We start from the raw sequence: 11887 nt of genomic DNA on the forward strand, positions 1-11887 counted from the left end.
TTCATTTCCAAAATGTTGTCAACTTCATTTCGCCGGACGAAGGGCGCCGCATCAGCAGATATGCGGCTGGAATAACGAACATGGACAGTAAGGGGGCGGTGATCATCCCACCGACCATGGGTGCCGCAATGCGCTGCATGACCTCGGAACCTGTGCCTGTACCCCACATGATGGGAAACAAGCCAGCCAAGATCACAGCAACCGTCATCGCCTTGGGCCGCACACGCAATACAGCACCTTCCTGAATCGCGTCCAGCAGATCGGCCGTAGTGGTCTTGCCTCTCGCAAGTCGGTCATCCCAGGCCGATTTGAGGTAAAGCAGCATGATCACCCCGAACTCCGCAGATACACCGGCCAAGGCGATAAACCCTACCGCACCGGCCACCGACAGGTTGTAGCTCAGGATGTACAGCAGCCAAATGCCCCCTACGAGAGCGAACGGTAGGGTGGCCATGATCAGGAACGCTTCATCGAACCGTTTGAAAGTGAGATACAGCAGCACGAAGATGATGAGCAGGGTGAACGGCACCACCACTTTGAGCTTGGCCGTCGCGCGCTCAAGGAATTCAAACTGCCCCGACCAGGAGACGGAATAGCCTGGCGGTAGCTTGACCTTGTCGGTGACGGCTTTTTGCATGTCTTGCACGGCCGAGCGCAGGTCGCGACCCCGGATGTCCACATAGACCCAACCTGACAAGCGGGCGTTTTCGCTGCGCAGCATGGGTGGACCGTCGGTGATACGGATCTCCGCCACGTCGGACAGGACCAGGCGCTGCCCGCGCTCGGTTACAAAGGGCAGGCTGTGCAGCTTCTCCAGTGAATCCCGGATTTCACGGGGATAGCGCACATTGATCGGGAAGCGCTGCAGACCCTCGACGGTCTCACCAATGTTCTCGCCGCCTACGGCTGTGCTGATGACCGATTGCACGTCGGCAATGTTAAGGCCAAAGCGTGATGCCGCATCGCGCTTGATATTGACATCGATGTAGCGACCGCCGGTCAGCCGCTCGGCCAAGGCGCTCGTGACGCCGGGAACGTCTTTGAGCGCCCGCTCGATCTCGCCAGTCAGGCGGTCTATTGTGATCAGATCGGTCCCCGCCACCTTGACACCTACCGGGCTCTTGATGCCGGTCGCCAGCATGTCGATGCGGTTGCGAATCGGTGGCACCCAGATATTGGACAGGCCAGGCACCTTGACGATGCGGTCCAGTTCCTCGACCAGCTTGTCTTGGGTCATGCCGGCACGCCACTGTTCTCGCGGTTTGAACTGGATGGTGGTCTCAAACATCTCCATGGGCGCCGGGTCGGTCGCGGTTTCGGCGCGGCCGGCTTTGCCGTACACGCTGGCGACCTCGGGGACGGTCTTGATCAGCCGGTCGGTCTGCTGCAGCAACTCGCTGGCTTTACCGGCCGACAGGCCTGGCAGCGCAGAGGGCATGTAGAGCAGATCACCTTCGTCCAGCCTCGGCATGAATTCACCGCCGATATGCTGCAGCGGCCAGAGGCTGATGACCAGGACGACCCCAGCAGCCAGCAAGGTGAGCTTGGGTGCGCGCAATACGACCTCCAGCATCGGCCGGTAGATGGCAATCAGCAGGCGGTTCAGGGGGTTGGACTTTTCATCGGGAATGCGGCCGCGGATCAGGTAGCCCATCAGCACGGGAATCAAGGTCACCGACAGCCCGGCCGCCGCCGCCATGGCATAGGTCTTGGTAAATGCCAGTGGCGAGAATAGCCGTCCTTCCTGGGCCTCCAGCGTGAACACCGGAATAAACGACAAGGTGATGATCAGCAGCGAGAAAAACAGCGCCGGCCCGACTTCAGCCGCCGCGTCGCCAATGACCCGCCAGCGCGCCTCGCCATGCAGCGTTTCGCCCGGGTGATCGCGACCCCAATGCTCAAGATGTTTATGGGCGTTCTCGATCATCACCACGGCAGCGTCCACCATTGCACCGATGGCAATCGCGATGCCACCCAGCGACATGATGTTGGCATTGACGCCCTGGTAATGCATCACGATGAAGGCGGCCAGGATCCCTAGCGGCAGCGAGATGATCGCAACGAACGCCGAGCGCAGGTGGAACAGGAAGATGAAGCACACCACGGCCACAACCAGAAATTCTTCCAGCAGCTTGAAGGTGAGGTTGTCCACGGCACGCTCGATCAGACCCGACCGGTCGTAAGTCGGCACGATTTCAACGCCCTTGGGCAGGCTGGTCTGCAGAGTCTGGAGCTTGGCCTTGACAGCCGCGATGGTCTCCAAGGCGTTCTTGCCGGAGCGCATGATGATCACGCCGCCGACGGCTTCGCCTTCGCCGTCCAGTTCCCCAATGCCACGGCGCATTTCGGGGCCGATCTGGATGCGGGCCACATCACCCAGGCGCACTGGGACGCCTGCTGCCGACGTCATTAGTGGGACGGAGCGGAAATCCTCCAGGCTCTGCAGGTAGCCCGAGGCTCGAACCATGTATTCGGCTTCTCCAAGTTCGAGCACCGAACCGCCGGCTTCCTGGTTGGCCTTCTGGATGGCTTCCACCACTTTCGTATGCGGAATCGCATAGGCGGCCAGCTTGTCCGGATCCAGAACGACCTGGTACTGGCGCACCATGCCGCCGATCGAGGCGACCTCGGCCACATTGGGCACGGTTTTGAGTTCGTATTTGAGGAACCAGTCTTGCAGAGCTCGCAACTGCCCGGCATCCTGCTTGCCGCTGCGGTCAATCAGGGCGTACTGGTAGATCCAGCCAACGCCGGTGGCATCTGGCCCCAGTGAGGCCTTGGCCGCGGCCGGCAGGCGTGACTGGACCTGGTTCAGGTACTCCAAAACGCGAGAGCGCGCCCAATAGAGGTCGGTTCCATCCTCGAACAGCACGTAAACGTAGGAGTCACCAAAGAAGGAGTAACCGCGCACCGTCTTGGCGCCAGGCACCGACAACATGGTCGTGGTCAAAGGGTAGGTGACTTGGTTCTCGACAATGCGGGGTGCTTGGCCGGGGTAAGTCGTCCGGATGATGACCTGCACATCTGAGAGATCGGGCAGGGCGTCCAGCGGCGTTCTCATCACCGAGTACACGCCCCAGGCCGCGATCATCAGCGTGGCCAGTAGCACCAGGAAGCGGTTGCCAATGGACCAGCGAATTAGCCCGGCGATCACTTCGTGCTCCTCGAGGCCGCTGGCGTTGCGGCGGTTGCGGCAACCGAAGGCGACACCCGGGTGAGCTGAGGCAGTCCCTCAGGGTCGATGTAAAACTCAAAATTTACGGTATCGCCAGCAGACAGGTTACGCGGTAGCTCTTGGGGCGGAGGTGCCTTGAAGTCCATGCTCATCGCTCCCCATTTAAGGGATGGAATCGGCCCGTGGGACAGAGTGATTGCGTCATTGCTAATGGCGTCGATCTTGGCTTGGCCTGTATGTCGTGGTGCGCTGCCGGAGGCAGGGGGTTTCGGCACCTCGTTGAGCCGTGCCTCCACGCCTTTGAGGCTTGCTTCCGAGTCGATCAGGAACTGCGACGACACCACCACCCGCTGGCCCGTCTGCAGGCCGCGCTTGATTTCCGTCTGGCCGCCGCTTTCAATACCTGTTTCGACATCAACGGGCCGGAAGCGTCCGTTCTCCTCGGCCAGCATCACGACCGTGCGTTTGCCGGTCAGGATCACGGCTTCTGTAGGGATCAGCAAGGACTTCTCAGCCCGCATGTCCATGAACTGCATGGTCACGAACATGCCCGGTACCAGGCGTGAGCCCGGGTTCGCCAGTTCCAATCGAGCTTTGAGCGTGCGCGTCGCCGCATTGACGTCCGGCAGGATGGCTTGCACCTTGCCTTCGAAGGTCGTCCCGGGCACGGCCGGACTGCGGGCTTGCACCTTGGCACCCGGTCGCAACAGCGCCGCCTGGCTTTCGGGTACCTCGGCGTTGGCCCATACGGAAGAAAGCCCATTGATGCGGAACAGGGTCATTCCCGCCGACACCGTCATGCCCTCGCGTACCAGCAGTTCCACCACCACGCCGCCCAATGGCGCCGTGATCGTAGTGCGAGCCTGCGTTTTCCCGCTGGTCTCCACCAGGCGGATTTGCTCGTCGCTCATGCCGACCTGGCGCATACGCTGGCGGGCGCCGTCGACCAGCGAACCGAGGTCATTCCCCTGCATGCGTTTCAGGGACAAAAATTCCTCCTGAGCCGCCACCCAGTCTGGAACATACAGGTCCACCAAAGGCTGACCCTTGGCTACCGGATCCAGCGTGGCTCGCACATGCAAGCGCTCGACATAGCCGGTCGCCCGGGCTTGCACCGTGGCCTGGTTGCGTTCGTTGAACGCAATGTTGCCGACCGCAGAGACTTGAGGCGACAGCGTGCCTTCGGTGACTACTGTGGTGCGCACCCCCAGGTTCTGCTGAATCCGGGAGCTAACGGTGACCTTGCCCTGGTCGGAATCGCTGTCTGCATAGACCGGCACCAGCATCATGTCCATGAACGGGGACTTGGCGGGTTTGTCGAACTTGTTGCCCGGCATCATAGGGTCCTGGTAGTACAGGATTTTTCGCCCGCTGACGGGATCGGTATCACCCGCTTTGAGACCTGCGCTGATGTGGCGGCGGGTGGCTTCTTCGCCCTCGGCAACGCTCTGGGGTCCAGCTGTAGGTGTCGCCGCTGGGGTCGGCGACGCTTCACCTGGAATGGCGGTGGCGGCCATGTTTCCGCCGTTTTTCATGCCCAGGGCGTACAGGCCATAGCCTGCAGCGCCCAGTACACCGGCAGCGATCAGCGCGGCAATAAGGTATTTCTTGTTCATGGCTGTTCCTTGGCTTGTGCCGGCATGCTGTGTTCGGGGACGAGGAAATTGAGCTGGGCCCAGGAACGCGCAGTTTCCATTTCCAGCGTCAGGGCCTGCATGTGGATGTCGAGCTCATCTCGGCGCGCGGCCAATGCCCCGGCCAGGTCGCTCTTGCCCGTGCGGTAGCTGGTCAGCGCGGCCTCGGTGCGCTGCCGGGCTGTCGGTATCAGCTCATTTCGGTACCGGGTGACCCGGTCCTTGCCCGTTTGCCAGTCATTCAGCCAGCCACGCACCTCGGCCTCATGGTTACGCAGCATGTCTTCGTAGCGGGCCCTGGCTTCGTCGACCAAGGCCAGCTTGGCGGCCAGCTCGCGGTTCTGGCGGTTCTTCTGGTCCCACTGCAAGGGGATGGAGACGCCGATGGAGATCATGTTGGAGTAAGTCGGACCGCGCTGGGCGTAGCTGGCTTCGACGCTCCAGTCGGCTTGTTTGTTCGCTTGGGCCAGCCGTGCATCGGTTTCCACAGTGTCAATTTCTGCACTTATCGCTCGCAGATCAGGGTGTTGCTTTATGTGCTCGCTTGAAACCCCAATCTGAAGGGAGGTGGTTTGCCAGGACGGAGAGCCGGAGAGCGGTCGATCCGCATCCGTCGTACCCACCCAACGGGCTAGCATCAGGCCGGCGTTGCGTGACTGCCGGCCAATCTGGCTGACCCGGTCCTCCAGCTGGATCACCGCGCTACGGGCGGCGAACACGTCGGACTGGCTCCCCCGGCCGGCGCGAAAGGCGATGTCGGCTGCTTGTATTTGCAGCCGGGTTTCTTCGAGCTGTTGCTGCACCAGCTCGCGCATGGCCTGGGTGTAATACCGGTCCAACCAGGCCAGCGCGGTGTCGCGCTGGAGGTTCACCAGCGTCAGCTGGCGCTGCGCCTGCACTCGCTGCGCATCGCGTTCAAAGCGTTCCGAGCGCAGCTGGCGCTTGGCGGAACGGGTGATTTCCTGCATGACGCCGATGCGGCGCATGGTCATGAAATCGCGTGTCAGGCTGCCGCGGTCCGCGCCGTCGGCCGGCAGGTTGTCGATGCCGAGTTTGAGCACCGGGTCGGGGAGCTGGCCGGCCGCCACGGCCTGTTCCTTGGCGGCGGCGGTCAGTGCCTCTTGGGCGACCAATTGCTGGGATCGATCAACGGCAATGCGCTGCGCCTCGATCAGGGTCAAAGGATCAGCAGCCCACGACGCAGAAGCGATGGCCACCATCCAGGCGGCGGCCGTGATCCGGGAAATCGGAAAAGAAATAGACATAAAACCTCCAGAGCACGAACAACGACCTGCCGATGCACGGGGAGGTGCAGCAGACAGGAGCCAGGTGGTCCGGGAGGTCAGAGGCGGAAGCAGCAGTTCCGGATGGCGACAGGGGGAGCGGTGGTGCGCTGCAGATGAGGCGCCTGCAGCGGCGCGTCAGAAAACACCGGGAGGGCAATCTGCAAACTGAAGTTGGCAGGCAAAGCGCTGATGGCAACGGGGGAGGACAGCTCATGCTTGTCGGCTGACTGATGACCCGCTTGGCAATGTGCCTGGCACAGGTTGGGTTGCTGATCGTCCATGTTGAGCGGCATGGCTTCGGCGCAGGGCATTCCGGCCTCGGACATCGCGGACGCTTCGGCGATTTTTGGTTCAGAACCGGGACAGATGTAGCCTGCCACCGCCAGCTGCATGAACAGCAGGCTTACCAGTGCGAAGAGCACTGTGATCAGACGTTGGCGGCGGTTTCGGATCATTGCTTGAGTTTAAGGGACATGTGACCGGTGAAGCGCTGGAAAGTTCCGTCTTCGGCGATCGGTGCCCGAAAACCAATGCCGACCCTAGCTTATCAATCGGAACCTAAGTTGAGCTTGCGATAGCCATGCGCGCTCGTTGAAGCCGGTCTAACCCGCGTTTAGGGTAAGCACACTCATTTTTCCAGATTTTCTACGCCTTCAGCAGACGGCCAATTGACTTACCGCAAATCAGACTCACACTGGCGCTGAAATAGTCCGAGCCCGTCGGCTTCAGGTCGACACCCGTTCGTAGATAAACGTACACCGCGGCGCGCCTCTCGCAATCGTGTTGACTGGGGAGTTGCCGCGATGGAAGCGCATGATCGGCGAATACTCGTTGAAAACCGTTTCGTCTGAACGGCAGAATGCCAGGGTGATCGCCGGATTGCCCATGTCCCTGAAACATTCGTGGAACCGACACCGGACGATGTCGAGCGTGACCCGGGAGTCCGAGCGTTGGATGCCGTCGTTCTCGTTGGTACTGATGAAACCTTCCCGCATCTGCGTTTCGTGCGCATCGTGGAAGAAATCCCAAGTTCGTGCCTTTCCGCCAGGCGGGAAGTACGCCTTCCGCTGGACGGCACATCCCAGGTCGTGCAGAAAGGACTGGGTTGTGGAGAGTGCCCGCTCGGCGCCCTGAGCCTTCACCAGTTCGTTATACAGGACGCCAACCAGCAGGAAAGTGTCTTTCACCCGCCGCAGTTGCGCGTCGTCGCCTGGCTTCGAGAATTGCTTCTTGTAAGTTCCTGCGAGAGCGAAGAGTTTCGGAATGAGGACAAAGCGTCGCCAGCCGAGTACCGGCTGCAAGTGTCGGTTCAACAGCTTGGGTACCGTGAACAGGAGGGTGCCCAAGCGACGCCGGGCGTCAAGGGCGGGATCCAGATGGGCGTCTGTTTTCATTTTTCGGCGCATGACGAACTCTGTTTCAATCCGCGTCCCGATCTGATGGACCTGCGGGTGCATTGGGTAGGTGTACTCGTTTTGCTCCGCAGTACGAACGGGCTCAGCAGTTTCATTGAATTGATGGGCCTGCCCTGGTGGCCGTGGCCCGCGTTTTGGTCGTGGTTCATACCCACGCCAGCCAGATGCTGTTCTTCTCGTTGCATGATGTCGTTCTGCCTTTGTGGCTCCAATTGTCGCTACGCACATCCGAGGAGTAGCCGTGATTTCTGAAAAATTCGAAAAAATTAACCTAAGCTATTGATTTAAAAGAGTAAATATGGGGCGTCTCAGAAAACCGAAAATAAAGCACACTAAGGCGTAGCCAACCCGTGACTCCCCCGCGCCGACTCAGCGAGCTTCGTTCCGTCTTGCAGCGACGCGATCAGAGGGCAGGAAACGTTCCCCTTGCGCGCATGGCAGGCACACACCAACTCAGACAGCACGGTCTCCATGCGCGCCAAGTCGGTCATTCTCGCGCGCACATCCGTGAGCTTGCGCTCGGCCAGGCTACTGGCTTCCGAGCAATGCGCACCATCTTCCAATCGCAGCAGTTCGGCAATTTCATCCAGACTGAAACCCAGCCGCTGGGCTGATTTCACGAACCGCACCCGCGTGACATCCGCCTCGCCATAGCGGCGGATGCTGCCATAAGGCTTGTCGGGCTCTGGCAACAACCCCTTGCGCTGATAGAACCGGATTGTCTCCACGTTGACCTCGGCCGCCTTGGCAAAAACGCCGATGGTCAGATTCTCCAACTCGCTTTTCATATCGCTTGACTCCGTACATGACTACGGAAGTAAGCTTACGCCATCCCATTCAGATTCGAAAGGAAACGCACATGGCTGAACCGCAAAATGGGCGCGGGGCGCTCTTCACTGGAGGGCTGGCCGCCATCCTCGCGTCCACCTGCTGCCTTGGGCCGCTGGTGCTGATCACCCTGGGATTTAGCGGAGCATGGATCGGCAACCTGACGACGCTGGAACCCTACAGTCCCGTTTTCATTGGCGTGGCACTGGTGGCCATGTTTTTCGCCTGGCGGCGCATCTTCCGTCCGGCGCAAGCCTGTAAACCGGGAGACGTGTGCGCGATTCCTCAGATACGAGCGATCTACAAGTTCCTTTTCTGGGTCGTGGCCGCACTGGTTATGGTCGCGCTCGGATTCCCGTACATCGCACCACTTTTTTATTGACCACAGGAGCCCATCATGAAGAAGTTGTTTTCCGCCCTTGCCCTGGTTGCCGTCATTGCGCCCGTGTGGGCTGCTACCCAGACCGTCACTCTGTCCGTACCGGGCATGACTTGCGCCGCTTGCCCGATCACCGTCAAGAAGGCAATTTCCAAGGTTGATGGCGTGCAAAAGGTTGAAGTGAGCTACGAGAAACGGGTAGCCGTTGTCAGCTTCGACGATGGCAGGACCAGTGTGCAGAAGCTCACCAAGGCGACCGAGGACGCCGGCTACCCATCCAGCGTCAAGCGCTGAGCCACCCCGTCAACTCTGGAGAATCACCATAAACCTTCTCGACTCCATAGGCAACAAGGCCGGCGGGCTGGGCTCCGTCGTGTCCGCCATGGGCTGCGGGGCCTGCTTTCCGGCTCTCGCCAGCTTCGGCACGGCCATAGGGCTGGGCTTTTTGAGCGAGTACGAGGGCCTGTTCATCACCCGGCTATGCCTTGTTTGCCGCTCCGGCTTTGCTGGCATATGCGCTAGGTTGGCTGAGTCACAGGCAATGGCACCGGAGCCTGCTCGGGATGGTCGGCCCAGCTATCGTGCTGGCGGCCATGCTCTTGTTTTTTGGCAATTGGTGGACGGCGAACCTCCTCTATGTCGGTCTGGCCTTGATGGTCGGGGTGTCGATCTGGGATCTGCTCTCACCGGCCAACCGCCGCTGCGAACTACCACCCAAACACGGCTAACTGCATTGGCAGTTGCCGAAACGAAAAGGAACGATGCAATGTATTTGAGTATCACCGGAATGACCTGCAACTCGTGCGCGACACATGTCAAGGAAGCCCTGGAGAAAGTGCCGGGCGTGCTGTCGTCGCTCGTGTCCTACCCGAACAGCTCTGCGCAACTCGCCACCGATCCCGGCACCTCGCCAGAGGCGCTCACCGCTGCCGTGGCCGGGCTCGGCTACAAGGCCACACTCGCCGATGCCCCATCCACTTCAGTGCCGGGCGGATTGATTGGCAAGGCGCTGGGATGGCTGGGCGGCGGCGACAAGGCTGGCGGTGATGGGGGTGGACTGCATATCGCCGTCATCGGTAGCGGCGGGGCCGCGATGGCGGCGGCGCTGAAGGCCGTCGAGCAAGGCGCGCATGTGACCCTCATCGAGCGCGGCATCATCGGCGGCACCTGCGTCAATGTCGGCTGCGTGCCGTCCAAGATCATGATCCGCGCCGCCCACATCGCCCATTTGCGCCGAGAAAGCCCATTCGACGGTGGCATCGCAGCGACCGCGCCAGCGATTGACCGCGGCCTTCTGCTGGCCCAGCAGAAGGCCCGTGTCGATGAGTTGCGCCACGCCAAATACGAGGGCATTCTGGACAGCAACCCGGCCATCACCGTTCTGCACGGTGATGCGCGTTTCAAGGACAACCAAAGCCTTGTCGTCCGTTTGAAAGATGGCGGCGAGCGCGTGGTGGCGTTCGACCGCTGCCTGGTCGCCACCGGTGCCAGCCCGGCCGTGCCGCCGATTCCAGGCTTGAAAGAGTCACCCTACTGGACTTCGACCGAAGCCTTGGTCAGCGACACCATTCCCCAACGCCTGACCGTGATCGGATCGTCGGTGGTGGCGCTGGAACTGGCGCAGGCCTTCGCCCGGCTGGGTAGCCAGGTCACGATCCTGGCGCGCAACACCTTGTTCTTCCGCGAGGACCCGGCCATCGGCGAGGCCGTCACAGCCGCGTTTCGTGCCGAGGGCATCGAGGTGCGGGAACACACGCAAGCCCGCCAGGTCGCCCATGTGAGCGGCGAATTCGTGCTGACCACGGGGCAGGGCGAAGTGCGTGCCGACAAGCTGCTGGTCGCTACTGGCCGGACACCCAATACGCGCAGCCTGGCCTTGGAAACGGCGGGTGTCGCCGTCAATGCACAGGGGTCCATCGTCATCGACAAACGAATGCACACGAACAGCCCGCTGATCTACGCTGCCGGAGATTGCACTGACCAGCCGCAATTTGTCTATGTCGCGGCAGCGGCTGGCACCCGTGCCGCCATCAACATGACCGGTGGCGACGCCGCGCTCGACCTGAGCGCTATGCCTGCGGTCGTCTTCACCGACCCGCAAGTGGCCACGGTGGGTTTGAGCGAGGCCGAGGCCCGCCAGCAGGGCATCGAGACCGACAGCCGTACGCTGAGCCTGGACAACGTGCCGCGCGCGCTGGCCAACTTCGACACCCGCGGCTTCATCAAGCTGGTGGCTGAAATTGGCTCGGGGCGGTTGATCGGCGTGCAGGCGGTCGCGCCGGATGCGGGCGAGCTGATCCAGACGGCCGTGTTGGCCATCCACTCGCGCATGACCGTGCAGGATCTGGCCAACCAGTTGTTCCCATACTTGACGATGGTCGAGGGCTTGAAGCTCTGCGCGCAGACCTTCAACAAAGATGTGAACCAGCTGTCCTGCTGCGCGGGGTGAAGTTGCACCTGCATCATCAATAGCCGGATCGGACAGGTTGAATCAGTGCAACAGGAAGGGGGTGCGCAGCCTGCGCTCAAGACATACCGCGGGTGGCCGTTCTCCACCTTTGGGTCAGGCTAGATCGAAGTACGCTTGAGTCGATGGCCAATCGTTGTCTCCCGGACCCATTGCCTTACTTGGCTTGCTCAAGCGCCACGACTGTGAAGCCTGCTTCGCCTTTTTCAGCTCGGAACAGGATTTTGTCGCCTTGCTTGAGGCCCTGGAGCAGTGTGGCTTCCGGAACCTTGAACACCATTGTCATGCCAGGCATGCCCAGGTTCTCGAGTGCCTCATGTTTGATGGTCAGTTTGCTCTGTTCAAGGTCCACCTTGCGCACTTCACCGGCTGTCAGCCTCGTTGTGGCAGTCACCGTGCCCGTGTTCTGGGCGCCGGCTGGAGCGTCAATCGCAGCAATGGCAAATCCAGTAGCGCTCATGGAAAGCACGGCCGACGCAAAAAAAACATTAATCTTCGATTTCATGGAAAACTCCTAAGGATATGAATGGATCGTCCGGATGGCCTGCACCCGGCTCGGTTCCTCGCTCCGTATCAGTTGACGGATTGCTCCCGGAACAGGCGGCGCTCCGCGTCTGTCATGGCGAGGCTTGGCTTCGGGGTGTTGTGTGCAATGCTGTCGGTGTGGACAAGCCTGCCGTCCTGGAACGCATAGCTATGCTGT

10 protein-coding genes and 1 pseudogene are annotated in these 11887 nt (G+C 61.0%); 4 read left to right on the top strand and 7 right to left on the bottom strand.

The genetic code is table 11. The features are described from left to right. Nucleotide 1 precedes the first annotated feature (1 nt). The 6 genes from B7X65_RS15125 to merR all read right to left on the bottom strand — a co-directional run bounded on the left by B7X65_RS15125 (nt 2) and on the right by merR (nt 8298). Nucleotides 2-3154, bottom strand: coding sequence for an efflux RND transporter permease subunit (locus B7X65_RS15125; protein WP_293595118.1), 3153 nt, complete (start codon nt 3152-3154; stop codon nt 2-4). After that, the gene (locus B7X65_RS15130) at nt 3151-4791 is read right to left on the bottom strand and encodes an efflux RND transporter periplasmic adaptor subunit (protein WP_293595119.1); all 1641 of its coding nucleotides are present in this window, start codon (nt 4789-4791) and stop codon (nt 3151-3153) included. Before B7X65_RS15130 ends, B7X65_RS15125 begins: the two co-directional genes overlap by 4 nt. After that, nucleotides 4788-6074 carry a TolC family protein gene (locus B7X65_RS15135; RefSeq protein ID WP_293595120.1) on the bottom strand — a complete coding sequence of 429 codons (1287 nt, stop codon included), beginning with the start codon at nt 6072-6074 and terminating at the stop codon, nt 4788-4790. The genes B7X65_RS15130 and B7X65_RS15135 overlap by 4 nt, the downstream gene beginning before the upstream one ends. A gap of 77 nt (nt 6075-6151) precedes the next feature. Further along, the gene (locus tag B7X65_RS15140) at nt 6152-6550 is read right to left on the bottom strand and encodes a hypothetical protein (protein ID WP_293595121.1); all 399 of its coding nucleotides are present in this window, start codon (nt 6548-6550) and stop codon (nt 6152-6154) included. A gap of 270 nt (nt 6551-6820) precedes the next feature. Further along, nucleotides 6821-7552 carry an L-2-amino-thiazoline-4-carboxylic acid hydrolase gene (locus B7X65_RS15145; RefSeq protein WP_293595122.1) on the bottom strand — a complete coding sequence of 244 codons (732 nt, stop codon included), beginning with the start codon at nt 7550-7552 and terminating at the stop codon, nt 6821-6823. A gap of 290 nt (nt 7553-7842) precedes the next feature. Beyond that, nucleotides 7843-8298 (bottom strand): Hg(II)-responsive transcriptional regulator, encoded by a 456-nt coding sequence (gene merR / locus B7X65_RS15150; RefSeq protein WP_293595123.1) that lies wholly within the window; start codon nt 8296-8298, stop codon nt 7843-7845. 71 nt (nt 8299-8369) lie between these two features. Between merR and merT the strand changes: the two genes are divergently transcribed. The 4 genes and pseudogenes from merT to merA all read left to right on the top strand — a co-directional run bounded on the left by merT (nt 8370) and on the right by merA (nt 11166). Then, nucleotides 8370-8720: a mercuric ion transporter MerT gene (gene merT, locus B7X65_RS15155; protein ID WP_293595124.1), complete on the top strand. Its 351-nt coding sequence runs from the start codon at nt 8370-8372 to the stop codon at nt 8718-8720. A gap of 15 nt (nt 8721-8735) precedes the next feature. Continuing rightward, nucleotides 8736-9011, top strand: coding sequence for a mercury resistance system periplasmic binding protein MerP (gene merP / locus B7X65_RS15160; protein ID WP_293595125.1), 276 nt, complete (start codon nt 8736-8738; stop codon nt 9009-9011). A gap of 28 nt (nt 9012-9039) precedes the next feature. After that, a pseudogene (gene merC, locus B7X65_RS15165) lies at nt 9040-9445 on the top strand (organomercurial transporter MerC). A gap of 38 nt (nt 9446-9483) precedes the next feature. Continuing rightward, entirely contained in the window at nt 9484-11166 is a 1683-nt protein-coding gene (gene merA, locus B7X65_RS15170; RefSeq protein ID WP_293595126.1) for a mercury(II) reductase, read from the top strand. A gap of 175 nt (nt 11167-11341) precedes the next feature. Here merA and B7X65_RS15175 read toward each other — a convergent pair whose 3' ends face one another. After that, nucleotides 11342-11689: a copper-binding protein gene (locus tag B7X65_RS15175; protein WP_293595127.1), complete on the bottom strand. Its 348-nt coding sequence runs from the start codon at nt 11687-11689 to the stop codon at nt 11342-11344. Nucleotides 11690-11887 lie beyond the last annotated feature (198 nt).

It is taken from the genome of Polaromonas sp. 39-63-25 (assembly GCF_002278925.1).
In the GTDB taxonomy this organism is placed as follows: Bacteria; Pseudomonadota; Gammaproteobacteria; order Burkholderiales; family Burkholderiaceae_C; genus Polaromonas.